The organism is Variovorax sp. PAMC26660, assembly GCF_014302995.1.
Classification (GTDB): domain Bacteria; phylum Pseudomonadota; class Gammaproteobacteria; order Burkholderiales; family Burkholderiaceae_C; genus Variovorax.
In genome coordinates this window covers 6,525,186-6,549,196 of the sequence record NZ_CP060295.1, presented here as the reverse complement: position 1 = coordinate 6,549,196, position 24,011 = coordinate 6,525,186, and the positions used below count along the sequence as shown (strand labels likewise).

Here is a 24,011-nt window from a genome sequence, read left to right as displayed (position 1 = left end):
TTTTTTACGCCCGTGCTTTGCCCGGCGCGTCGGATCGTTTCCCGCAGTCCATATATCGAACATGGCTTAGTCGGGCAGGGCATTAGGAACTGCGAACAGCTTCCTTCCGGCTCCCGCAGCCGCCTCGCAGAATCTTTTGGATTCATCGAAGCCAAGGTTGCCGTTCATGCTCAAACGTTCGTTTCTCCGCCATGCCGCTGCGTGGCCCTTGATTGCCGTGGCGCCGCGCCTGCTGGCTGCCAGTGGCGATGCGCCGTCGGTCATTCGCATCGGCGTGGCGACCGGCGGCGTGGGCAACCCGGTGCGCTTCGGTGGCTCGTCGGCGGCGCTGGTGCATTCGACGGGCGCGCTCGAGGAAGAGTTCAAGGCGGACGGCACGAAGATCGAATGGGTGTTCTTCAAGGGCGCAGGCCCGGCCGTGAACGAAGCCCTGGTCAACAAGCAGCTCGACCTGGCCTGGCAGGGTGACCTGCCTTCGATCGTGCACCGCGCGGGCGGCGTCAAGACCCGCATCATTGCGGGCTCCGGCGTGCGCAACGGCCTGTACCTGGCGGTGCCGCCGGATTCGACGGTCAAGCGCATCGAAGACCTGCGCGGCAAGCGCATCGCGCTCTACAAGGGCACCAACCTGCACCTGGCGGCCGTGCGTGCGCTGGCGGCGCACGGGCTCAAGGAAAGCGACGTTCGCCTCATCAACCTCGACCTGCCCGGCGCACAGGCCGCGCTGGCCACCAAGGACATCGACGGTGCGTTCGGCTATGTCGAGCTGTTCGTGCTGCGCGACAAGGGCGTGGCGAAGGTCATCTATTCGGCCTCGGAGGATTCGTTCAAGTACACGCGGCAGACCGTGCTGCTGGCCTCGGACGATTTCGCACGCAGCCAGCCCAAGGCCACGCAGCGCATCGTGAACACGCTGCTGAAGGTGGCACGGCGCTATTCGGACGAGTCGCGCCGCGACGAGGTGTTCCAGGAATGGGGCAAGGCCGAGGTGGCCGAGAAATACTGGCGCGAGGACTTCATCGGCCAGCCGCTGCGCACGCGCCTGTCGCCGTTGCTCGACCCGTTCCTAGTGCAGCGCTACAAGGATTCCGCCGAGCAGGCGCTGGCGCTCAAGCTGGTGCGCAGCAAGGCCGAGATCGACCACTGGTTCGACCGCAGCTTTCTGGATACTGCGCTGCGCGAACTCAAGCTGGAGAACTACTGGCCGGTGTACGAGGCCAATGGCGAAGTCAGCGGCAAGCAGGTGGCGGTGGCGCGATGAGTGGCAGCAGCAACAAACCCAAGCGCCAGATCAAGCTCAATGCCTTCCTGATGGCGACCGGCCACCATGTGGCCGCGTGGCGCCATCCCGATGTGCCGCTGCAGGCGGGGCTGGATTTTTCCCACTACAAGGCGCTTGCACAGACCGCGGAGCGCGCGAAGTTCGATGCGGTGTTCCTGGCGGACAGCGTCGGCATTCGCGAAGCCTCGGCGTCGCGCACCTTGCACCGCAGCGCGCGAGTCTCGGGCTTCGAGCCGCTCACGCTGCTGTCGGCGCTCGCGGCCGTGACAGAGCGGCTGGGCTTGATCGCCACCGTGTCGACCACCTACAACGAGCCGTACCACGTCGCGCGCAAGTTCGCCTCGCTCGATCATCTGAGCGGCGGGCGCGCGGGCTGGAACGTCGTCACTTCGTCCAACGAGGCCGAAGCGCTGAACTTCAATCTCGATCGGCATCCGGAACACGCGCTGCGCTACGAGCGGGCGCGGGAGTTCGTCGATGTGGTCACGGGCCTCTGGGATTCGTGGGACGACGATGCCTTCACGCACGACAAGGCCGAAGGCGAATACTTCGACCCCGGCCGGCTGCATGTGCTCGGCCATCAGGGCAAGCACTTTCGGGTGCGCGGCCCGCTCAACATCGCGCGTCCGCCACAGGGGCATCCGGTGGTGGTGCAGGCCGGTGCTTCGGAAGCAGGGCAGGCGCTGGCCGCGGCGACGGCCGAGGTGATCTTCACCGCGCAGCAGTCGCTGGCCGGTGCGCAGGCTTTCTATCGCGGGCTCAAGGCGCAACTCGCGCACCACGGGCGTGACCCCGCAGGCCTGAAGATCCTTCCCGGCGTGTTCCCGGTGGTGGGGCAGAGCGAGCAGCATGCGAAGGAAAAGCTCGAAGAGCTGCAGTCGCTGATTCCGTCCGACGTGGGCGTGGCGCTGCTGTCGACGGTGATCGGCGGTGTCGATCTCACGGGCTATCCGGTCGATGGTCCGCTGCCCGACAACCTGCCGGAGCCGAATGGCCCCAAGAGCCGCTTCCGCCTGGTGACCGAGCTTGCGCGCACCGAGGGGCTGAGCATCCGTCAGCTCTACCAGCGCGTGGGCACGGCGCGCGGCCATTGGTCGATCCACGGCACGGCCTCGCAGATTGCCGACCAGTTGCAGCAGTGGTTCGAGGAAGAGGCGGCCGATGGCTTCAACGTCATGCCGCCGACGCTGCCCGGCGGGCTCGATGACTTCGTGACGCAGGTGGTGCCCGAGCTGCGGCGCCGCGGCCTGTTCCGGCACGAATACGAAGGGCGCACGCTGCGCGAGAACCTGGGCCTGGCAAGGCCGGCGAGCCGCCATCTGCCGGCACGCGAGTTCAAGGCGGCCGCATGAGTGCGGTGCTGCCTCCGGCGTCGCTGCCGCTTCCCGCCGTCGTGCGGCCTTCGCCTCTTGCCGCGTTGCGCGCCTGGCTGCCGGGTGTGGGGCGCTTGCTGCTCGCGTGGCCGGTGCCGCTGGCGGTGCTGCTGCTGTGGCACATCGCGGCACGCAATGAATGGATCGCACCGCAGGTGCTGCCGTCGCCCGAGACAGTGGCCGCCACTTTCGTCGATGCACTGCAAAGCGGCGAGCTTCTTGAGAATCTGCGCATCAGCCTGTGGCGCGTGTTCGCGGGCTTCGGTGTCGGGCTGGTGGGTGGCTTGCTGCTTGGCGTGGCGATGGGTCTGTCGCCGACCTTCAAGGACTACACCTATCCGCTGTTCAAGGCCTTCGCGCAGGTGCCTGTGCTGGGCTGGCTGCCGTTGCTGATGCTGCTGGTGGGCATCGACGAGGCGCTCAAGATCATCCTGATCGCCAAGGCCTCGCTGGTGCCCATTGCGCTGAACACCTACAAGGGCATCCAGAACGTGCCGACGCGCTACATCGAGGTGGCGCGGGTGTTCCGGTTCAGCCGCTGGCAGTTGCTGTCGAAGGTGGTGTTTCCCGCCGCGCTCGCGCCCATCTGGAACGGCGTGCGCTACGGCTTCACGCACGCCTGGCTCGCGCTGGTGGTGGTCGAGCTGCTGGCGTCCAGCGAAGGGCTGGGCTACATGATCGTGTTCGGGCGGCAGCTGTTCCAGCTCGACGTGGTGCTGGCCGCGGTGGTGATGGTGGGGGCGGTCGGGTTCGTGCTCGACAAGCTGCTCGCGCTGATCGAGACACGGTTGCTGCGCTGGCGGCGTGCGGGGTTCTGATGAGCGCCAACATTTCCGTGGACCGGAATCTCTTTCGCCGCGTGCCCAAGCTCTTGCGCGGCTGGGTGCTGCCCGTGTTGCTGGTAGTGCTCTGGTGGGCCGCGGTTCGCTTCGGCTGGTCGAGTTCGCCGTTTCTGGTGTCGATCGGCAGCGTCTGGCGGCGGGCGGTGGAGCAGGCCACCAGTGGGGCGCTGTGGGACGGACTCTCGGCCAGCCTGTGGCGCGACCTGGCGGGCTTTGCCATCGGTGCGAGTGCCGGGCTGCTGTTCGGTGCAGCGCTCGGGTTGTCCCGCCTGTTCGAGAACCTCGTGGGTCCGAGCTTTCACACGCTCAAGCAGATATCTCTGTTCGCGTGGATTCCGCTGCTGTCCGTGTGGTTCGGGCTGGGCGACGCGGCCAAGGTGGCGTTTCTCTCGCTCGCGGCCTTTTTCCCGGTGGTGCTCAACACCTTCGAGGGCATCCGCAGCGTGCCCGGCGATCTGGTCGAGGTGGCGCGTGTGCTGCGCTTCAGTCGGTGGCAGCTTTTCACGCGCGTGGTGCTTCCGAGCGCATCGCCTTCGATCTTCGCGGGCGTGCATCTGGCGCTGATCTACGCGTGGCTGGCCACGCTGGGCGCGGAGTACCTGCTGGTCTCGGGCAAGGGCATCGGCAACACCATGATTGACGGGCGAGACCACTTCTGGATGGACCTCGTGATCTTCGGCGTGATCGTGGTCGGGCTCGTGGGCTTCACGCTCAACTGGATTGCCACGCGCATCGAGAACCGCCTGCTGGCCTGGCGCGGGCGTTCCGTGGCCGGCTTCTGAAGAAAGAACCAAGACATGGCACACGCAGCCACACTCGAAATACGACAACTCAGCAAGCAGTACGAGGTCGAAGGCACGCCGCTCAAGGTGCTCGACGACATCAGCCTGACCATCACGCCCGGCGAGTTCGTGAGCATCGTGGGCTCCAGCGGTTGCGGCAAGTCGACGCTGCTGCGGCTGATCGTGGGCCTGGAGGCCGACTACAGCGGCGAGGTGCTGATCGACGGCAACCGCATCGTCGGCACCAGCCTGGACCGCGGCATCGTGTTCCAGGAGCACCGGCTTTTTCCGTGGCTCACGGTGCAGCGGAACATTGCGCTCGGGCTGCTGAACGCCGGGCTCGGCGCGGCGCAAAAGCGCAGCGAGGTGCAGGCGCACATCGAGCTGGTCGGGCTCAAGGGTTTCGAGAGCGCGTACCCGCACCAGTTGTCGGGTGGCATGTCGCAGCGCGTGGCGATCGCGCGGGCACTGGTCAACCGGCCCGAGATTCTGCTGCTCGACGAGCCCTTCGGCGCGCTTGACGCGATGACCCGCGCGCATCTGCAGCAGGAGCTGCATCGCATCTGGCAGGCCGAGGGGATCACGATGATCCTGGTCACCCACGATGTCGAAGAGGCCGTGTACCTCGGCGACAAGGTGGTGGTGATGGAGCCGCGCCCGGGGCGCATCCGCCGCATCGTGCCGGTGGCGCTCGCGCATCCGCGCAACCGGGTGGAACTGGCCTTCACCCAGGTCAAGGAAGAGGTGCTGCGCGAGTTCGCGGGGGCGCCCGCGCTTGACGAAACACCACCGCAATCTCCGCCAGACACGACGGGTGGTTTGCCCGCCGGACTTCGCTTTGCCTACTGAGCCTTTCGTTCTTCCATCTACCCACTTCAAAGAGGATCTTCGATGAGCGCCATTCTTTCTTCTCCCGTCGCCGCACAGGACAACGAACTCGACATCGTCCGGCAGGCCGGCCACATCGGCGCCGAGGTGCGCGGCGTGCGACTCTCTGGTGCACTGCAGCCGGAGGTGTTCCGGTCCATCAAGGCCGCGCTGCTGAAACACAAGGTGCTGTTCTTTCGTGGCCAGCAGCATCTGGATGACGCACAGCAGGAGGCCTTTGGCCGTCTGTGGGGCGAGCTGGTGCCGCACCCGACCGTGCCCTCGAAGGACGGCACCAGGTTGCTGGAACTCGACTCGCGCCACGGCGGCCGAGCCAACTCGTGGCACACCGACGTGACCTTCGAGGTTGCCTATCCACAGGTGTCGATCCTGCGTGCTGTGGTGATCCCGGCCTATGGCGGGGACACGGTCTGGGCCAACACGGTGGCCGCGTACGAAAACCTGCCCGAAGAACTGAAGGCGCTGGCCGACCGGCTGCGCGCCATTCACGGCAACGACTACGACTACGCGGCGGCCCGGTTGCCAGCCGACCTGAATGACGAGGGTGCCAGGCGCTACAAGGAGGTGTTCACGCGCCGCCTGCTCGAAGCCGAGCACCCGGTGGTGCGCGTGCACCCCGAGACCGGCGAGCGCAGCCTGGTGCTGGGCCATTTCGTGAAGCGGCTCGCCGGCCACTCGACGCACGACTCCGGCCATCTGCTGAGCGTGCTGCAAAGCCACGTGCACCGCCTGGAAAACACGGTGCGCTGGCGTTGGACGCAGGGTGACGTGGCCATCTGGGACAACCGGGCGACGCAGCACTACGCGATCAACGACTACGGCGACCAGCACCGGGTGGTGCGGCGGGTCACGATAGCGGGCGATGTGCCATACGGCGTGGACGGCGCCAAGAGCGTGGACCGGACGGCGCCTGCGGTTCGCGCGGCTGAGGCGGCTGAGGCGGCTGCAGCCTGAGGCACGCCTATACAACATCTGGTTGTTAAGAATCGACTTTTCAGTCGTTGGAGCTTTGCGGCAGCACTCCTAAAGTGGTGGTTATCGCCATCAAGGCGAATTCCAACGCACAACAGGAGCCGCACAGCATGTCAGTGGAAGTTGAAGACCTCGTCTTGCCCGAAGCACTGGAACAGGCGCGCGCCAAGGCGGCCGAAAACAACTGGCCTTATGCCGGCGGCGTGACGCCACCGGTGGCCTGGGATCTCGTCCGCAAGGGCCAGGCCGTACTGATCGATGTGCGCTCGGGCGAGGAGCGCAAGTTCGTCGGCCATGTCCCTGAAAGCCTGCACGTGGCCTGGGCCACCGGCACCGCGCTCACGCGCAACCCGCGCTTCGTGCGCGAACTCGAAGCCAAGCTCGCGAAAGACGGCGGCAAGGACGCCGTGGCATTGCTGCTGTGCCGCAGCGGCAAGCGTTCCGCGCTGGCCGCAGAGGCCGCTGCCAAGGCGGGCTTCACCAACGTCTTCAACGTGCTCGAAGGCTTCGAGGGCGAGATCGACGACCAGCAGCACCGCGGCAGCGCCGATGGCTGGCGCTTCCACGCGCTGCCCTGGGTGCAGGACTGACCACAAAAAGCCGAATTTCCGGGGAGAAAAAATACATGGCCCATTTCGAGGTGAATGACATCGTGCGCGCGCTGCATGGCGTGCGCGACGAGTGGCGCGATTCGCAGCGCCGCTCGCGCGAACCCGGTGCGCGCGAGTTTCCGTCGCGCGAGGCGCTCGCGCAGATCGTGGAGTCGCTGAAGGGCGCGCTCTTTCCCATGCGGCTCGGGCCGCCCGATCTGCGCCACGAGAGCGAGGACTTCTACGTCGGCCACACGCTCGATGCCGCGCTGCAGGGGCTGCTGGGTCAGGCGCGGCTGGAGCTGAACTTCAACGCCCGCCATCAGCCACGCCCGGCGAGCGAAATCGACGAGGCCGCCACCGAGGCGGTGCGGCAGTTCGCGAACGCTTTGCCGGCCTTGCGCCGCCTGCTCGACAGCGATGTGCTCGCGGCCTACCAGGGCGACCCGGCCGCGCGCAGCGTCGACGAAGTGCTGCTGTGCTACCCCGGAGTGCTCGCGATGATTCATCACCGGTTGGCGCACCGGCTGTACGAACTCGATCTGCCGCTGCTGGCACGCATCGTGGCCGAGCTGGCACACGGACAGACCGGCATCGACATTCACCCCGGCGCGCAGATCGATGCGGGTTTTTTCATCGACCACGGCACGGGTGTCGTGATTGGCGAGACGGCGGTCATCGGCAAGCGCGTGCGGCTCTACCAGGCCGTCACGCTCGGTGCCAAGCGCTTTCCGACCGACACCGAAGGCAACCTGCAGAAGGGCCTGCCGCGGCATCCGGTGGTGGAAGACGATGTGGTGATCTACGCCGGCGCCACCATCCTCGGGCGCGTGACGCTGGGCAAGGGCGCGGTCATCGGCGGCAATGTGTGGATCACCGACGATGTGCCGCCTGGCGCGAGCGTCACGCAGGCCAGCCTGCAGAACGCACCGAAGGCAGGTGGGGCATGAAAGCATTTGTCGAAGACTTCGGCGTGACGGTGCGCCAGTTGCGCGAAGGCAAGGGCTGGTCGCAGGAGGAACTGGCAGAGCGTTCCGATCTCAACCGCTCCTACGTGGGCGAGGTCGAGCGCGGCCGCGTGATCCCCTCGATCGTCACCGCACAGAAGCTCGCCACGGCGCTGGGCATCAACATGGTGGGCCTGCTCATGCGTTGCGAGCAACTGGAGCAATCGCGTCTTGCGCGAAGGATCAACTTGGCGGCTATAGCCTGTTGAGGGAAAACCCGTGGCCGCCGGACACTGGCGGCCACTTTCTTTCCAACAGGAGCCTTGATCCATGAGCGCAACAGTCGGTGGTACCACCGCCCTTGGCGACAACGCCGCACGCCAGCTAGCCAATGCCACCAAGACAGTTCCCCAGCTGGAGACCATCAGCCCGCGCTGGCTGACGCACCTGCTGCAATGGGTGCCGGTGGAAGCGGGTATCTACCGCGTCAACAAGGTCAAGAATCCCGAGTCGATCAAGGTCACCTGCACCTCGCGCGAAGAAGAAAACCAACTGCCGCGCACCTTCGTCGACTACGAAGAAAACCCGCGCGAGCACTACCTCAACGCCGTGAGCACCGTGCTCGACGTGCACACCCGTATCTCCGACCTCTACAGCAGCCCGCACGACCAGATCAAGGAGCAGCTGCGCCTGACGATCGAAACGATCAAGGAGAACCAGGAGAGCGAGCTCATCAACAACCCCGACTACGGCCTGCTGGCCCAGGTGACCGACGAACAGCGCATCTTCCCGTTGACCGGTGCGCCCACGCCCGACGACCTCGACGAGCTGCTGACCAAGGTCTGGAAAGAGCCCGCCTTCTTCCTCACGCATCCGTTGGCCATTGCCGCCTTCGGCCGTGAAGCCACCCGCCGTGGCACGCCGCCGCCGACCGTGAGCCTGTTCGGTTCGCAGTTCATCACCTGGCGCGGCATTCCGCTGATCCCGTCGAACAAGGTGCCGGTGGCCGATGGCAAGAGCAAGATCCTGCTGCTGCGCGTGGGCGACAAGCGCCAGGGCGTGGTGGGTCTGTTCCAGCCGGGGCTGTCGGGCGAACAGAGCCCGGGGCTGTCGGTGCGCTTCATGGGCATCAACAACCACGCGATTGCGTCGTACCTGATCTCGCTGTACTGCTCGCTCGCGGTGCTGACCACCGACGCACTGGCGGTGCTCGACGACGTCGAGATCGGCAAGTACCACGACTATCCCGACACCTACAAGTAAGCCGCGGTGAGTACCCCTTCGATTCCGGGCGAGGCGCCGTTCGATCCGGCCATCCTCGCGCGCATGGCCAGCGCCATGTTCTCCGAGCGGCCGGGCACGCCGCCCACGTCGCTGCCGGGCGTGGCGAGCGGCCTGGTACCGGGCGCGCAATTCCCCGCCAACATTGCACCGCCGGGCTCACCACTGGTGAGCCCCGCCGGCTTCGGGCCGAGCGTGCCGGGCACGCCGATCCCGCAAGGGCAGATTCCAGGCGCGAATGTGCTGCCGGCATCGCCGACGCAGTTGCCGTCGCTCGCGAACCGTGCGCCTGCCTTGCTGCCGCATGCGGTGGCGGGCAATGGCGTGCCGGACAACGTGCTGTCCGTGGCGCCGGCTTTCGAGCCGCGCCTGGGTGGCACGGTGCTGGGTGTGCCGCAGCAGGTCAATGCGCCTGTGGCGCCGCAAGCAGCGGCATCGCCGTTCTACTTCCTGAACAACAGCTACGGTCATCCGTCGGCGGGTGCCAGCGATGGCGTCGCGATTCATGACCCGTTCGCTGGTTTTGCAGCACCCGTGACTCAGCCGGCATTGCCACCGAGTCCGCCTTCGGCGCCAGCCGGTCGCGATGCGCAGTTCTACTTTGTCGATGCGGTGCGCTTGCCCAACGGCTTCGTCACGCCGGCCAAGCCAGACCCGCGTGGCCCGGAGGCGGTGCCGCTGGCCGGCAGCGGCCAGCATCCGCCGTTCGATGTCAATGCCGTGCGGCGCGACTTCCCGATCCTGCAGGAACGCGTCAACGGCAAGCAGCTCGTGTGGTTCGACAACGCAGCCACCACGCACAAGCCACAATCGGTGATCGATCGCATCGCGCATTTCTACGCACACGAAAACTCGAACATCCACCGCGCCGCGCATGAACTCGCGGCACGTGCGACCGATGCCTACGAAGGTGCACGCGAGCGCGTTCGCAAGTTCATCAATGCGCCCGAAGTCGAAGAAGTGATCTTCGTGCGTGGCACCACCGAGGCCATCAACCTCGTGGCCAAGAGCTGGGGTGGGCAGCATGTGGGCGAAGGCGACGAGATCATCGTTTCCAACCTCGAACACCACGCCAACATCGTGCCTTGGCAGCAGCTTGCTGCCGCCAAGGGGGCGAAGCTGCGCGTGATTCCGGTGGACGATTCGGGGCAGGTGCTGCTCGACGAATACCGCAAGCTGCTCAACGACCGCACGAAGATCGTGGCCGTCACGCAGGTCTCGAATGCGCTGGGCACTGTGGTGCCGGTGAAGGAGATCGTCGAGCTGGCGCATCGCGCGGGCGCGAAAGCGTTGGTCGATGGTGCGCAGTCGGTCTCGCACATGCGGGTCGACGTGCAGGACATCGGTGCCGACTTCTTCGTGTTCTCCGGCCACAAGGTGTTCGGCCCGACCGGCATCGGCGTGGTCTGGGGCAAGCGCGAAGTGCTCGAAGACATGCCGCCCTGGCAGGGCGGCGGCAACATGATTGCCGACGTGACCTTCGAGAAGACGGTGTTCCAGCCGATCCCGAACAAGTTCGAGGCCGGCACCGGCAACATTGCCGACGCCGTGGGTCTTGGTGCCGCCGTCGACTACGTCAACAAGGTCGGCATCGAGAACATCGCGCGCTACGAGCACGACCTGCTGGTCTACGGCATGGCACAACTCGGTGCGATCCCGGGTGTGCGGCTGATCGGCACGGCAGCCGACAAGGCCAGCGTGATGTCCTTCGTGCTCGATGGCTACAGCACCGAAGAGGTGGGCCAGGCGCTCAATGAAGAAGGCATCGCGGTCCGCACGGGACATCACTGTGCGCAGCCGATCCTGCGGCGCTTCGGTGTCGAAGCCACGGTGCGGCCGTCGCTGGCGTTCTACAACACCTTCGACGAGATCGACCGGCTCGTGGCCGTCGTGCGCCGGCTGGCTGCCCAGCGCCGCGCGGGTTAGGGGCGGCTCGTTCGCCCTGGCAGCTTTCAAAGGCCCGTCGCCGATCCGCGTCGGGCCGATGCCAACTCAAGGCACGCCGGCAGAGCGGATGGGAATGAGCAGGTCCGTGTGCAGCTCGGCCTGCGACACCTGCCGGGGCGAGTTCAGGTAGTGCTCCAGCATGGGCCGGTCGTCCGGCTCGTAGCCGCTGCCCGGCAGCCAGCGGGCATACAGCGCGTTGATGGCTGCGTTGATGCGGGCATAAGGGCCGACCAGGCAGTGCAGCGCGTAGTGGCCGCCCGGCAAGTCCAGCGTTTCGAGCTTCACGTGGGCGGGCCAAGGCTCGGGTGATGCCGCCGCGGCGTAGTACCGGTAATCGCCAGGATCGGCGCCCTCGCCGCAGGAAACACCCAACCAGGCCGACATGACCCGGTCGCCGGCGTAGGCGCGCAGCCGGCGATGCGTGTGCGGAATGGTCGACAGCGGCCCCTGGTGGCGCAAGGCCTGCACTTGCTGCGCGGGCCGCTCGACGATCCGCACCAGGGCCTGGGTGCAGCCGGCCTCGGGCGCCATGCGCTGCATGTGCTGCTGGAACTCGCGCGGCGACTGTCCGGTGAAGTGGCCGAAGGCCCGCGAGAAGGCTTGCGGGCTGTCGTAACCGACCTCCAGGGCCACCTGCGTGACGCTCTGGCGGCCTTCTTCGAGCAACTGCGTCGCGCGCGCCAGTCGCACGCGACGCACCGTGGCGGCCACCGTTTCGCCGGCGATGCTGCTGTAGACGCGGTGGAAGTGAAAAGGCGAGAAATGCGCCAGCCGCGCGAGGTCTTCGAGGCGGTGCTCCGCCATCGGGTCTGCCACGATGGCCGCGACCACACGGGCCACGGGCCCGGTAGTTCTCTTCGGCGCGCAGGGTTCTCATGAGGGTGAGTGTGCCGCTTTCAGGCGTAACGTACTTAGCCGTTCTTGCGCTATGGCGCCAGGGCCGCGCCTGCCTACCGGTGGCGAGGCTGCCGGCCAACACGAAAGACTGGCGCGCCTTGGCCTCAGGAGTTGGCCGCCTGCAGAAGATGCCGCTTGAGGAATTCCACCACCTTGGCGTTGAGGGTGGCATGAAAGGCCGCGCGGTCGAAGCCCGGTTCGTCGTTGCAGATCTCCAGTTTGGCCGCGAGCTGTGTGGCTGAGCAGGGCGGCAGAAAGCCGAAGTGCGCAGCCTTGTCCGCCACGTGCCATTCGGGCGGTGCGGGCAGGTTGCGGCGAACCGCGGCCACGCTCTCCGGTGTGACGCCGTCGCCGCCGTAGGCGGAGGCCCAAAGCTGGATCGGAAGGGTCACGTTCTTCAGGCCCTGGGCGTCGAAGACGGGGCTGAACGGGTCGGCGATCACCGCCACCTTGATGCGCGCGTCATGCGTCAGCGGTGTGGCCAGGAGCTCTCTGAAGCGCTCCTGCATCAGCGTGCACAGCGGGCTCGTGGGTGCCGATGCGCAGTTGGACGAAGGCAGCGGCGGGAGCCGTTCGAAATCGGGCACGGCACCGCCGAGCACGAGGCCGGTGTAGCCGCCCCTGGAAAAACCGAAGAAGCCGATCCTGTCGGCCGCCAGCGCGCTGCGCGACGGCCACTGCTGCAGCATGTAGTCGATCAGCCGTTTGATGTCGGTGGTGCGCGTCGCTAGCGCGGAAATCCTGTCGTTCGGGCCGCCGCGGATCTGGTAGTTGTCGCTCGAATGGCTGATGGCCGCGACCACGAAGCCCGCATCGGCCAGGGCTTGCGCCGTGTCCTGGTGACCGAGGAAGGAGCCGCCATAGCCGTGCGATACCACGACCAACGGCAATTGCGCACCGGCGACCGGGCAGTCCTTGGTGGCGGGCGTGGCGCAGGGCGTCCACACGGCGCCGCGCAGCGTCGGGCCTTGCGCATCAGCAGGCACTTCGATGGTGGTGAAACCGGCGGCCTGGGCGAAGGGCGCCGCGAGGCAGTAGAGCGTTAGCAAGAGCAGGCGAAGAAGGGGCATGGCGGGTCCTGGCAAGAGAGAAAGCAAAGGCCGGGTCGCGTGGCGGGCGTGGCGCGTCTGCCGACCGCAACGGCACGGGTTGTCATGGCGGCCAGTGTGCCGATCCGGGCCGCCGCGTACTTAGCAGACTTTGCGCAAATGCACCGCTCTGGCCAGTTTGTCGCGGTGGCGCCAGAGCGTTTTTCTTGCCGCGTTATGCTGTGCGGCACCGTCAATCACGAGCCTCACACGAATGCCCCCGATCGCAGATTCCCCCGTTCCTGCCAGTGCCGATGCCTCCTGCGATGTGCTCGTGATCGGTGGCGGCCCTGCCGGCTCGACGATCGCGGCGCTGCTCGCACAACAAGGCCGCACCATCGTTCTGCTGGAAAAGGCACACCACCCGCGCTTTCACATCGGCGAATCGCTGTTGCCCGCGAATGTCGAACTGTTCGAGAAGCTCGGCGTGCGCGACCAGGTCGAGAAGATCGGCATGCCCAAGTTCGGCATCGAGTTCGTCTCGCCCGAACACGAGCACCGCAGCTACGTGGAGTTTGGCGAGGGCTGGGACAAGTCGCTGGACTCCGCCTGGCAGGTGCGCCGTTCGGAGCTCGACGAGATGCTGTTCCGCAATGCCGCCACGCGCGGCGCGCAGGCCATCGAAGGCTGCAAGGTGCGCGACGTGGCATTCGACGCCGACGGCGCCACGGTGCAAGCCGAGATGGACGACGGCGCCAAGCGCAACTGGCGTGCCCGCTTCGTGGTCGATGCCACCGGGCGCGACACGCTGCTCGCCAACAAATTCCGCTGCAAGGAAAAGAACCCCGACCACAACAGCACCGCGCTGTTCGGCCACTTCACGAATGCCGAGCGGCTCGAAGGCAAGAAGGAAGGCAACATCAGCATCTGCTGGTTCCCGCATGGCTGGTTCTGGTTCATTCCGCTGGCCGATGGCACCACCAGTGTGGGCGCGGTCTGCTGGCCCTACTACCTGAAGACGCGCGACAAGCCGCTGAAGGAATTCTTCTACGACACCATCGCGACCTGCCCGGTGCTGGTGGACCGCCTGAAGAACGCCACGCTGGTCGACGACGCGGTGCATGCCACTGGCAATTTCTCGTACTCGAGCACGCACGCCACCGGCGACCGCTATCTGCTGCTGGGCGACGCTTTCACCTTCATCGACCCGATGTTCTCGTCGGGCGTGTACCTTGCGATGCACAGCGCCTTCGACGGCGCCGAACTGGTGGCCACTGCGCTCGACCGGCCGGCGGAAATGCCCGCGACGCGCCAGGCCTTCGAGGCCATGATGCGCAAGGGCCCGAGCGAATACTCGTGGTTCATCTACCGCGTGACCAACCCGACCATCCGCGACATGTTCATGCACCCGGGCAATCCGTTCCGGGTGAAGGAAGCGCTGATGTCGCTGCTGGCCGGCGACATCTACAAGGGCACGCCGATGTGGGGCGCGCTGCGCATGTTCAAGGTGCTGTACTACGGCATCTCGATCGCCAACTTCCGCCGCACCTGGGCCGGCTGGAAGCGGCACCGCTTCAACACCCGCGACATGGGTGCGTTGAAGGGCGAGACGATCCTCAAGTCGGACTGAGATTCCACGCGGTGCGCGAGGCGCGCAGCGTGGCCACCGCGTGCGCGGTGCCCAGCCCGGGGCTGCTGAGCACCTCGATGCCGAGGTCTCCCAACAGGGCCGTCACCGGCGCCATCGAGGCCTGCGCCAGCACGATCACGTCGGAGGCGCTGGCAGCGGCGCGGATCGATTCGGCCAGCGTCTGCACATAGCGCGCGATGTCGCCGGCCTGGAAATGCACCCAGGCCTCTTCGACCAGCAGCGTGCTTGCACGAATACCGACGCCGGCCTGTGTGGCGGCTGAAAGAACGAGGGACCGGGTCGGGTCCAGCGTGCTTTCGACTGCACCGACGATCAGCACGCGGGGCCCGCTGCGCACCGCGCGGTCGGCCATGGCCCGGTCGATGCGCAGTGCGGTAAAAGCACCGCCGGTGGCCGTCTTTTCTGCAATGCCGCCGATAGTCGAGCAGGTGCACACGACCACCAGAGCGCCGTCCGACGCGGCTTCACGCATGGCCTCGTGCACGCGCGTGACCAGGCCGGCGTTGTCGACGCCGAGCGTGCGGGCATCGGCCAGCAGGTCTTCCATCACCAGGTGCTGGATGCTCAACTCGGGTGCGATCTCGCGCGCGAGGCTCCCGAAGGTCTGCACGTGCACCTGTGCCGTGTGGAGAAAAGCGAGCGTGTCGCCCATGGTGTCAGGCGGCCTCGCGGGCGCGCTTGGCCTCGTAGGCCTTGAGGTGGACGTACGCGGTGCGCAACACGGATGGCACCGCCGAGTCGCCACGCGGTGCGCGGCCCAGCAGGTCGCCGACGATGTGGTCGGCCTCGACCTGCGCACCGCGCACGATGTCCTTGTACATCGACGCGGTCATCGGCGATCCCGCTGTGGTCACCACCGCGCGGCCGCGCTGGATGGCGGCGGGGCGGGGCGCGAAGCCGTTGTGCGCAGCGATTGCGCAGCATTCGTTGAAGATCGACAGCGCCACGTCTTCGCCGCCGGCCGCCACGATGTCGCCGATCGACGCGCGCATCAGGCTCGTGAGGCCCGCCGCCGAGGCGATGAAGACCCACTTTTCCCACATGTCCTGCATGATGGTTTCGCTGGCGGTGGCATTGAAGGTCGCATCCGCGAACTGGGCCGCGATGGCGTCGACACGGGCCGAACGGCCGCCGGCGCGTTCGCCGTAGCTCAGGCCGTGCATGTCGTTCAGGTGCAGCACGCGGCCCTCGTCGTCCAGCGTGGCGGAGATCATGCACAGGCCGCCCAGCACGCGCTCCGAGCCGAAGCGCTCGACCAGCCGGTCGATGTGCTTCATGCCGTTGAGCAGCGGAAGGATGAGGGTGTTCGGGCCGACTGCTGGCGCGAACGAATCCATGGTCGCCTCCAGGTCATAGGCCTTGCTGCCGACCACGACCACGTCGAAGGGCGCCTTGATGTCCTCGGCCAGCACATGCGCCGGCGCCGGCAGTTGCAGGTTGCCGAAAGGGCTCTGCACCACCAGCCCCGTCTTCGCGAGCTGCGCCGCGCGGCGCGGGCGAAGCAGGAAGGTGACATCGCGCCCCGCCTCCAGCAGCCGACCGCCGAAATAGCCACCGAGTGCGCCCGCACCCACCACCAGAAATCTCATCGCGCATCGCTCCTGAAACCGAAACAAAGAAAGATCGGGAGCGATGATGCCCGGGAACGGGCGCGGCTGCTCTAGGTTGTTTCCTTCTCCAGCAACCGCTGTCGGGCAAAAGGCCTCAGGTCGAGGCCGTGCGAGCTGGCGCGGCCCAGCACGTGCTCGGCAACGGCTTCGCCCAGCCCGGCCGAGTGCTTGAAGCCGTGGCCCGAGCAGGCCGAGGCGATGAGCACGTTGGGCAGGCCGTCGAGCGCGTCGATCACGAAGCTGCGGTCGGGCGTCACGGTGTACATGCAGGCGCGCGCCTTGAGGGCGCGGCCATCGATCTGCGGAAAGCGGCCGGCCACGCGAAGGCGGTACATCGCGGCGGTTTCCTCGGGGCTCACTGTGCGGTCGATCGTGTCGGGCGTGGTGGCGTCGACGTACTGCTCGGTCGCGACCTTCAGCGCCGGCTGCGACGGGTCGGAGGCCGGAAAGCCGTACATGTAGTCTTCCTGCGCGTCGCCGAACATCCAGATGAAGATGGGAAAGCGGCCGGGCGCGAAGTCGGCGGCGGCGCTGCCTGCATCGAACCAGTGCATGACCTGGCGGTGCACGGAGAAATTGGCCTGCCAGTCGGCGCGGGCCTGCCGGCCGAGGAATTCGGGCAGCCACGCGCCGGCCGCGACCACCACTCGGTCGGCCGTGAAGCTGGCCGTGTCGGTGCGAACCCGCACCGTGTCGCCATTGCCCACGGGTTCGACGGACTGCACGCGCTCGCCGGTGCGGGTCTGTGCGCCCGAGGCGCGGGCCACGGCGAGCTGGGCGCCGATGGCATCCTCGGGCCGCACGAAGCCGGCGTCGTGCTCGTGGTAGCCGATCTCGTTGCCCTGCAGCTTGAACTGCGGAAAGCGCGCGTGGATGCCGGCCGCATCGAGCACATCGTGCGCGATGCCGAAGCGCTCGGCGCAGGCGATGGTGCGGCGCACGAAGTCGGCCTTGCCGTGGTGCTCGGCCACGCGGTCGCGCGGCGCGAGGATCAGGCCGCTCGTGGTGGTCATCAGCGGCTTGCCGGTGCGGGCTTCGAGCTCGCGCCAGATCGCGTGCGAGCGCTGCACGAAGGGCACGTAGTCGTCGCCTTCGCCCACGGCCAGCCGCGTGATGCGCGAGTCGCCGTGCGAGGAGCCCTGGTCGTGCGGCGGCGCGAACTGGTCGATGCCCAGCACGCGCACGCCGCGCTGCGAGAGTTGGTAGAGAGTGGCCGCGCCAAGGGCGCCAAGGCCGACGACGATGACGTCGTAGTGGGAAGACGTGGTCACGTGAGCAGGCGTTTCAGACGAGGTTCAGGTCCAGAAAGGCGTCCTTCACCTCGATGGGTTTGGGAATGAGCTTGAGCTGCGCGAACACGTCGGCCAGGCCTTGCTGTTCCTTCGCAATGGCGGGCGTGAGCGCGACCACGCCATATTGACGCCGTTCGGTCGCGAGCGCCAGCACCTTGGGCTCGACCTTGAGCTGCGGCGACAGCGTGGACACTACCTCGCCCGAGTGCGCCTGCGCCCATTCATTGGCCTTGCGCAGTTCCGCGAACACGGTGCGCAGGATGTCCTGGTTGGCACGTGCATAGCCGGGTTGCGCGAAGTGGTAGGTGCGGTTGCCGCTCAGGCCCGTGCCGTCGAACAGCAGGCGTGAATCGGTCGCGATCTGCGCGCCGGCCAGGAACGGGTCCCACAGGCCGATGGCCGCAACGCTGCCCGACTGGTAGGCCGCCACGGTGTCGGAGGCCGTGGTGATGTAGACCGCCTCGATGTCTTCATAGCGCAAGCCCGCGGCTTCGAGCGCGCGGATCAGCACGTACTGCGTGTTGTAGCCGCGACCGGTGACGACGCGCTTGCCCTTCAGGTCGCGCACGCTGCGGATCGGCGAATCGCGCGGCACCAGGAAGCCGACGCCGCCGGGGTAGGGGCTTTCCGCCGCGAGGTACACGAGGCCCTTGCCGCTGGCCTGCTGGAACACGCCGATGCCGTCGGAGGCATGGCCGAAGTCGATGGCACCGGCGGCCAATGCTTCGGACAACTGGCTGCCGCCTAGGAACTCGGCCCACTCGACTTTCACGCCGGTGGGTTCGAGCGCCTTCTCGAGCTGGCCGGTGCCCTTGAGGATGTTGAGCGTGTTGAACTTCTGGTAGCCGATGCGCAGGGTCTTGGCACGCGATTGGGCGAAGAGCGGCGCGACGGCGGCAGTGGCCGCGGCGCCGACACCGGCGCGAAGCAGCAGGCGCCGCGACAGGGCGGGCGTGAACGAATGGATGGGATTCATGAAACTGCCGCGCAGGCGCGCGGACTTGAAGGAAGAGTTGGCGAGAGGCCGGCGAATGTAGAAGTTCCAACGCCATCGCACCACGAAGCTTTTCGCATTAGCTCATGCGCAAGTCACAGGTTCATATGCAAGCGGGATTTGCTTCGTTGGCGCCGATGCACGCGCTGCCTAGAGTCGCGGCTTTCCATTTTGAAGAGCAGGCACATGACCCGCAGCACATTCATCGTTTCAAGCCTGGCGCTGGCCGCAGGCTTTCTTTCCTTCGGCGGCACCGCATGGGCCGACAAGCTCGACGACATCAAGAAGGCCGGCGTGCTGCGCGTGGCCGCCTTCGATGGCAACCCGCCCTTTGGCTACATCGACGCGACCAGCAAGAAGCAGGTGGGCCACGACATCGACCTGGCGACCGAGTTCGCCAAGAGCCTGGGCGTGAAGATCGAGCTGGTGCCGACCAACCCCGCCAACCGCGTTCCGTTGTTGACCTCGGGCAAGGTGGACGTGGTGTTCGCGAGCTTCACCATCACCGACGAGCGGGCCAAGGCGGTCGACTTCACCACGCCGTACTTCCTGGTCGGCCAGCAGTTTCTGGCGAAGAAGGGCGTGCTGAAAGATGCCGCGCAGATCAAGGACATCCGCATCGGCACCGAGAAGGGCACGACGATGGAAGCCAACCTGCGCAAGAACTACCCCGACGCGAAGGTCGTGCTGTATGACGATTCGCCCTTCGCGCTGGCCGCATTGCGCAACGGCAACGTGCAGGCCATCACCAACGACGGCGTGAAGCTCACGGCCCAGTGGAATGCGATTCCCGACAAGGAGAAGTACGAGATCCCGGCGATCACCGTGTCGAAGGAATACCTCGGCGCGGCCGTGCCCAAGGGCGAGACGCGCCTGCTCGAAGCGCTGAACACCTGGCTGGTCGACAGCGAGAAGAACGGCCGCGCGCTGGCCATCTACGACACCTGGTTCGGCCCGAACAGCAAGGCACCGCTGCCGCGCCTGCTGAAGATCGGCGACCAGCGCGTCGCTGCCGCCAACTGAAGTCGATGCGACCTTGATCGATCTGCTGCGCGAGCAACTGCTCGCGCCTCGCTACCTGGGCTGGCTGCTCGACGGCTGGCTGACGACGCTGTGGACCTCGCTGCTGGTGGCAGCGGGCGCCACGGCGCTCGGCGTTGTCATCGCGGCGGGCCGCTCGTCTGGCAGCCCCTCCTTGCTGCGCGCGACGGGCGCGTATGTCTCGCTGTTTCGCAACACGCCGCTGCTGGTACAGCTTTTCTTCTGGTACTTCGGTGCGCCGAGCGTGCTGCCCGAGGCTGTGCGCGAATGGCTCTATGCGGGGCATGTGCTGTCGTTCGAGCTGCTGTCGGCGCTTGTCGGGCTGACGCTGTATGCGGCAGCCTATGTGGGTGAGGACATCCGCTCGGGCATTCGCGGCGTGCCTGTGGGCCAGACGCTGGCGGCGTCCGCCCTCGGCTTCACGCGCGCCCAGGTGCTGGCGCATGTGGTGCTGCCACAGGCACTGCGTATCGCCTTGCCGCCGCTGCTGGGGCAATACATGAACATCGTCAAGAACACCTCGCTCGCGATGGCGGTGGGGCTGGTCGAGTTGTCGTATGCATCGCGGCAGGTGGAGGCCGAGACCTTCAAGACCTTCCAGGCCTTCGGCTTCGCGACGCTGCTGTACATCGTGACCATCGGCGCCATCGAGGTGCTGGCCGCGTGGGCGGCGCGGCGGCAGGCACCGGCGGCGGGGAGGGCGGCATGGCCGTGATCGAGACCTTGTGGGACAGCCTGCCGTACCTGCTGTGGGGCGCGTTCCCCAGCGGGCAGCTCGGCGGTGCGGCGCTCACCGTGCTGCTCAGTGCCGGGTCGGGCATCGCCTCGGCGGTGCTGGGGTTGGCGTGGGGCATCGGGCTGGCGACCGCGCAGGGCTGGCTGAAGACCGCGCTCACGCTGGTGCTCGGGTTCTTTCGCGCGATCCCGGTGCTGATGCTGATTTTCTGGACCTACTTTTTGCTGCCATTCGCGCTGGGCATCAGCGTGCCGGGCGTGCTGTCGGTGATGTGCGCGCTGTCGCTGGTGGGCGGCGCCTATCTGGCGCATGCGGTGCACGCGGGCATTCGCAGCATTGGTGCGGGGCAATGGGCGGCCGGGCTGTCGCTGGGCCTTACGCGCTGGGGCGCCTTGCGCTTCATTGTGCTGCCGCAGGCGCTGCGGATGATGCTGCCGTCGTTCATCAACCAGTGGGTGACGCTGGTGAAGGACAGTTCGCTGGCCTACATCGTGGGCGTGGGCGAGCTGTCGTTCGTGGCCTCGCAGGTGAATGCGCGAACGATGGTCTACCCGGCGGAGATATTCATGCTGGTGGGCGCCATTTACTGGCTGCTGTGCACCGGGCTCGACCGCCTGGCGAACGGGCTTGCGCGTCGCGCGCAACGGAGCGTGCTGGAACGCAAGAACTTTTCGGGAAAAGGTCTTGAGCGGTTCGCATAATCGCGTTCGTCATTTCGACCTCTTCACTTCAAGGAGTTTCACCCATGGCCCAAACCCGGATCGCCGTCGTCGTCGGCAGCCTTCGCAAGGATTCGTACAACCAGAAGCTGGCTCTGGCGCTCGCGCACCTGGCACCGTCGGACGTTACCTTCGAGCATCTGCGCATCGACGACCTGCCGCTTTACAACCAGGACGAAGACGGCAACCAGGCGCCGCAAGTCAAGCGGCTCAAGAGCGAAATTGCTGCGGCGCAGGGCCTGCTGTTCGTGACGCCCGAATACAACCGCTCGATTCCCGGCGTGCTGAAGAACGCCATCGACCATGCCTCGCGTCCCTATGGCCAGAACGCCTGGGGCGGCAAGCCGGCGGGCGTGGTGGGTATCTCGGTGGGGGCCATCGGCACCGCACTGGCGCAGCAGCATCTGCGCAACATCCTGGCTTACCTGGATGTGCCCACGCTTGGCGCGCCCGAAGTGTTCCTGCAGGCCAAGGACGACCTGTTCGACGACAAGGGCCACATCGGCAACGAAGGCTCGAAGAAATTCCTCCAGGGGTGGATGGACAAGTACGTGGCCTGGGTCAAGAGCCATTCGGCTGCCTGACGATCTTCCGGACGATCAGCCCCAAGAAAAAAGCCGCCCTCGAAGGGCGGCTTTGTTTTTGGCGCAAACCCGGGGTCAGGCGACCTGGGCGACGTCCTTCTGATTCGCGGCTTCGGCCGTCGCCACCAGGATGTCGGAGCGCGCGGCAGCCAGTGCGTTCGCCTTGGGCTCGTCGCCCATTGCCACGCCCTCGGCGCGCACGATGCGCACGTCGGTGATGCCGAAGAAACCGAAGACCACCTTCAGGTAGCTCTCCTGGTGCTCGGCGCCCTGACCCCAATCGCTGGTCGAGTAGACACCGCCGCGGCTCGAAGCCACGATCACCGTCTTGCCGCCGGCCAGGCCCACGGGGCCGGTTTCGGTGTACTTGAAGGTGCGGCCGACCTGCCCGAGGCGGTCGATCCAGGCCTTGAGCTGGGTCGGGATCGAGAAGTTGTAGAGCGGTGCGCCAATGACGACCACGTCAGCCGCGAGGAACTGGCTCACCAGCTTTTCCGACAGCGCGTTCTCGCGTTGCTGGGCTTCGGTGGGCTCGGCCTGCGGGCCGGTCTTGATGGCGATGGCGTCCGCGCTGAAATGCGAAGGGGCGTCAACGGCGAGGTCGAGGTACTCGACGGTGGTGTCGGGGTGTGCCGCCTTCCAGGCGGCCACGGTCTCCGCCGTCAGCAGGCGGGAGGTCGAATAGGCACCGAGGATGCTGGAGTCGATGTGGAGCAGCTTCATGTCGTTCACTTTCAAGTGAGGGTGTCGGCACTCAAAGTGGCCGGCGATGTGAGAATTCTATTTTTGAGTCGAGTGATTGATAAGTAGCCAAAATTTGCATAGATCGTCCTGATTGCAGGACAATCGACGCCATGCAAGACCTCAACGACATGGTTTTCTTCGCCGAAGTGGCCGAACGCGGCGGCTTCGCTGCCGCCAGCCGGGCACTGGGCATTCCCAAGTCGCGCCTGTCGCGCCGGGTGGCGGAGCTGGAAGAACGGCTCGGCGTGCAACTGATGCAGCGCAGCACCCGGCGCCTGTCGCTCACGCCGGCGGGCGAGATCTACCTGCGGCACGCAGCCGCCATGCGCGATGCGGCGCAGGCGGCCGCCGAGGCGGTGGCGCAGGTGCAGACCGAGCCCAGCGGGCTGGTGCGGCTGAGCGTTCCGATCACGATGGCGTACAGCGGGGTGTCGCAGCTGCTGCCGATGTTCATGGAGCGCTATCCGGCGGTGCGGGTCGACGTGCGGGTCATCAACCGTCCGGTCGACCCGATCGAGGAAGGCTTCGACATCGCATTGCGGGTGCGGCCCGTCGTGGAGGAAAGCGCGACGCTGGTGGCGAAGATCCTGGGCACCGGCCGCGGGGTGCTGGTGGCCAGTCCGGCGCTGATGCAGCGGCAGGGGCCGGTGGCAACGCTGGCCGACCTTGCGCGGCTGGACACCATGACGATGTCGGTCAACGGCGAGGGCCGTAGCGAGTGGCGGCTCACGGGTCCGAATGGCGTGAGCCGCGTGCATGTGCACACGCCACGCTACGTGGCGGACGACATCGCGACGCTGCAGCTCGCCGCGATCGCCGGCATCGGCGCCACGCTGCTGCCGGGCTACATGTGCGCTGCCGACATCGAGGCGGGCCGGCTGGTGAAGGTGCTGTGCGACTGGCGACCGGAGGAGGCCGTTGCGCACATGGTGTTCCCGCCGCGGCGGGCGCTGGTGCCGGCAGTGCGGCGGCTGATCGATTTCCTGTTCGAGCACCTGCAGGGCGTCGAGGGTGCACCTTTGCTGAGGCCGGACGGGGAACCCTGCGATTCACATCCCGTTATGCGGAAAATGCCATAACCAAACAAGTAGATATTCGTTTGTCATCCTTGCCGGGGTTCGCACAATCCAAGGCTCCCATCCATTCAGGAGCGACCATGGCAACTTTGCGACTCGGCGACACCGCCCCCAATTTCACCCAGGATTCCAGCGAAGGCCCCATCGACTTCTACCAGTGGGCCGGTGACTCCTGGATCGTTTTCTTCTCGCACCCGGCCGATTTCACGCCCGTGTGCACCACCGAACTGGGCAAGACCGCGGCGCTGTCGGGCGAATTCGCCAAGCGCGGCGTCAAGCCCATCGCGTTGAGCGTCGATCCGGCCACCAAGCACAAGGAGTGGATCAGCGACATCAACGAGACGCAGAACACCACGGTCAACTTCCCGATCATTGCGGACGCCGATCGCAAGGTGGCCGACCTGTACGACCTGATCCATCCGAACGCCTCGGCCACGGCCACGGTGCGCAGCGTGTTCATCATCGACCCGAAGAAGGTGATTCGCACCACCATCACCTACCCGGCATCGACCGGCCGCAACTTCGACGAGATCATCCGCGTGATCGATTCGCTGCAGCTCACCGACAGCCACAAGGTGGCAACGCCCGTGAACTGGAAAGACGGCGACGACGTGGTCATCGTGCCGAGCATCCAGGACCCGGCCGAGCTGGCAGAGCGCTTCCCCAAGGGTTTCAAGGCCGTCAAGCCTTACCTGCGCATCACGCCGCAGCCCAACAAGTAAGCCGCAGGCCTCA

At 66.5% G+C, this 24,011-nt stretch carries 25 protein-coding genes; 18 read left to right on the top strand and 7 right to left on the bottom strand.

Annotated elements, in window-relative coordinates; all coding sequences use genetic code 11:
* Positions 1-166: 166 nt before the first annotated feature.
* From H7F35_RS30715 to H7F35_RS30665, 11 genes are all read left to right on the top strand, one after another.
* A complete protein-coding gene (locus H7F35_RS30715) occupies positions 167-1,261 on the top strand; it encodes an ABC transporter substrate-binding protein (RefSeq protein WP_187110273.1) in 1,095 nt (364 codons plus the stop codon).
* Positions 1,258-2,634 (top strand): LLM class flavin-dependent oxidoreductase, encoded by a 1,377-nt coding sequence (locus H7F35_RS30710; RefSeq protein WP_187110272.1) that lies wholly within the window; start codon positions 1,258-1,260, stop codon positions 2,632-2,634. Before H7F35_RS30715 ends, H7F35_RS30710 begins: the two co-directional genes overlap by 4 nt.
* The gene (locus H7F35_RS30705) at positions 2,631-3,473 is read left to right on the top strand and encodes an ABC transporter permease (protein WP_187110271.1); all 843 of its coding nucleotides are present in this window, start codon (positions 2,631-2,633) and stop codon (positions 3,471-3,473) included. Before H7F35_RS30710 ends, H7F35_RS30705 begins: the two co-directional genes overlap by 4 nt.
* On the top strand, positions 3,473-4,279 hold the full coding sequence (locus H7F35_RS30700; RefSeq protein WP_187110270.1) for an ABC transporter permease: 807 nt from the start codon (positions 3,473-3,475) through the stop codon (positions 4,277-4,279). The genes H7F35_RS30705 and H7F35_RS30700 overlap by 1 nt, the downstream gene beginning before the upstream one ends.
* Before the next feature lie 15 nt (positions 4,280-4,294).
* On the top strand, positions 4,295-5,128 hold the full coding sequence (locus H7F35_RS30695; protein WP_187110269.1) for an ABC transporter ATP-binding protein: 834 nt from the start codon (positions 4,295-4,297) through the stop codon (positions 5,126-5,128).
* 42 nt (positions 5,129-5,170) lie between these two features.
* On the top strand, positions 5,171-6,121 hold the full coding sequence (locus tag H7F35_RS30690; RefSeq protein WP_187110268.1) for a TauD/TfdA dioxygenase family protein: 951 nt from the start codon (positions 5,171-5,173) through the stop codon (positions 6,119-6,121).
* A 128-nt stretch (positions 6,122-6,249) separates the two neighbouring features.
* Complete coding sequence (locus H7F35_RS30685; protein ID WP_187110267.1) at positions 6,250-6,729, top strand: rhodanese-like domain-containing protein; 480 nt, start codon at positions 6,250-6,252, stop codon at positions 6,727-6,729.
* Between the two features lie 35 nt (positions 6,730-6,764).
* Positions 6,765-7,679, top strand: coding sequence for a serine O-acetyltransferase EpsC (gene epsC / locus H7F35_RS30680; RefSeq protein WP_187110266.1), 915 nt, complete (start codon positions 6,765-6,767; stop codon positions 7,677-7,679).
* Positions 7,676-7,945 (top strand): multiprotein-bridging factor 1 family protein, encoded by a 270-nt coding sequence (locus H7F35_RS30675; protein ID WP_187110265.1) that lies wholly within the window; start codon positions 7,676-7,678, stop codon positions 7,943-7,945. The genes epsC and H7F35_RS30675 overlap by 4 nt, the downstream gene beginning before the upstream one ends.
* Positions 7,946-8,006: 61 nt before the next feature.
* Positions 8,007-8,939, top strand: a complete 933-nt coding sequence (locus tag H7F35_RS30670) for a family 2A encapsulin nanocompartment shell protein (RefSeq protein WP_013541112.1) — start codon at positions 8,007-8,009, stop codon at positions 8,937-8,939.
* Positions 8,940-9,002: 63 nt separating this feature from the next.
* Positions 9,003-10,883: a family 2A encapsulin nanocompartment cargo protein cysteine desulfurase gene (locus H7F35_RS30665; RefSeq protein ID WP_261803724.1), complete on the top strand. Its 1,881-nt coding sequence runs from the start codon at positions 9,003-9,005 to the stop codon at positions 10,881-10,883.
* Between the two features lie 66 nt (positions 10,884-10,949).
* Here H7F35_RS30665 and H7F35_RS30660 read toward each other — a convergent pair whose 3' ends face one another.
* Together H7F35_RS30660 and H7F35_RS30655 are read right to left on the bottom strand one after the other, a co-directional pair.
* On the bottom strand, positions 10,950-11,744 hold the full coding sequence (locus H7F35_RS30660; protein WP_261803421.1) for a GyrI-like domain-containing protein: 795 nt from the start codon (positions 11,742-11,744) through the stop codon (positions 10,950-10,952).
* Positions 11,745-11,905: 161 nt separating this feature from the next.
* Complete coding sequence (locus tag H7F35_RS30655) at positions 11,906-12,871, bottom strand: alpha/beta hydrolase family protein (RefSeq protein WP_187110263.1); 966 nt, start codon at positions 12,869-12,871, stop codon at positions 11,906-11,908.
* 232 nt (positions 12,872-13,103) lie between these two features.
* Between H7F35_RS30655 and H7F35_RS30650 the strand changes: the two genes are divergently transcribed.
* On the top strand, positions 13,104-14,459 hold the full coding sequence (locus H7F35_RS30650; protein WP_187110262.1) for an NAD(P)/FAD-dependent oxidoreductase: 1,356 nt from the start codon (positions 13,104-13,106) through the stop codon (positions 14,457-14,459).
* Here the strand turns inward: H7F35_RS30650 and H7F35_RS30645 are convergent.
* The 4 genes from H7F35_RS30645 to H7F35_RS30630 form a co-directional block, all read right to left on the bottom strand.
* Complete coding sequence (locus H7F35_RS30645; protein WP_187110261.1) at positions 14,446-15,132, bottom strand: Asp/Glu/hydantoin racemase; 687 nt, start codon at positions 15,130-15,132, stop codon at positions 14,446-14,448. The genes H7F35_RS30650 and H7F35_RS30645 overlap by 14 nt on opposite strands.
* 4 nt (positions 15,133-15,136) lie before the next feature.
* Positions 15,137-16,069: a 2-dehydropantoate 2-reductase gene (gene panE / locus H7F35_RS30640; protein WP_187110260.1), complete on the bottom strand. Its 933-nt coding sequence runs from the start codon at positions 16,067-16,069 to the stop codon at positions 15,137-15,139.
* Positions 16,070-16,140: 71 nt separating this feature from the next.
* Positions 16,141-17,361, bottom strand: coding sequence for an N-methyl-L-tryptophan oxidase (gene solA / locus H7F35_RS30635; protein ID WP_187110259.1), 1,221 nt, complete (start codon positions 17,359-17,361; stop codon positions 16,141-16,143).
* A 13-nt stretch (positions 17,362-17,374) separates the two neighbouring features.
* Entirely contained in the window at positions 17,375-18,358 is a 984-nt protein-coding gene (locus H7F35_RS30630; RefSeq protein ID WP_187110258.1) for an aliphatic sulfonate ABC transporter substrate-binding protein, read from the bottom strand.
* Between the two features lie 204 nt (positions 18,359-18,562).
* Between H7F35_RS30630 and H7F35_RS30625 the strand changes: the two genes are divergently transcribed.
* From H7F35_RS30625 to H7F35_RS30610, 4 genes are read left to right on the top strand one after another with little or no spacing between them, the layout of a single operon-like run.
* Positions 18,563-19,399 (top strand): ABC transporter substrate-binding protein, encoded by an 837-nt coding sequence (locus H7F35_RS30625; protein ID WP_187110257.1) that lies wholly within the window; start codon positions 18,563-18,565, stop codon positions 19,397-19,399.
* Between the two features lie 22 nt (positions 19,400-19,421).
* Positions 19,422-20,132 (top strand): amino acid ABC transporter permease, encoded by a 711-nt coding sequence (locus tag H7F35_RS30620; RefSeq protein ID WP_222622061.1) that lies wholly within the window; start codon positions 19,422-19,424, stop codon positions 20,130-20,132.
* Positions 20,123-20,854, top strand: coding sequence for an amino acid ABC transporter permease (locus H7F35_RS30615; protein WP_187110256.1), 732 nt, complete (start codon positions 20,123-20,125; stop codon positions 20,852-20,854). The genes H7F35_RS30620 and H7F35_RS30615 overlap by 10 nt, the downstream gene beginning before the upstream one ends.
* Positions 20,855-20,898: 44 nt before the next feature.
* Positions 20,899-21,456 (top strand): NADPH-dependent FMN reductase, encoded by a 558-nt coding sequence (locus H7F35_RS30610; protein WP_187110255.1) that lies wholly within the window; start codon positions 20,899-20,901, stop codon positions 21,454-21,456.
* Positions 21,457-21,531: 75 nt separating this feature from the next.
* On the opposite strand, the gene H7F35_RS30605 is transcribed toward H7F35_RS30610, so the two are convergent.
* Positions 21,532-22,179, bottom strand: a complete 648-nt coding sequence (locus H7F35_RS30605; protein ID WP_187110254.1) for an FMN-dependent NADH-azoreductase — start codon at positions 22,177-22,179, stop codon at positions 21,532-21,534.
* A gap of 131 nt (positions 22,180-22,310) precedes the next feature.
* Between H7F35_RS30605 and H7F35_RS30600 the strand changes: the two genes are divergently transcribed.
* Entirely contained in the window at positions 22,311-23,279 is a 969-nt protein-coding gene (locus H7F35_RS30600; protein ID WP_187110253.1) for a LysR family transcriptional regulator, read from the top strand.
* A gap of 77 nt (positions 23,280-23,356) precedes the next feature.
* Positions 23,357-23,998 (top strand): peroxiredoxin, encoded by a 642-nt coding sequence (locus tag H7F35_RS30595; protein WP_187110252.1) that lies wholly within the window; start codon positions 23,357-23,359, stop codon positions 23,996-23,998.
* Positions 23,999-24,011 lie beyond the last annotated feature (13 nt).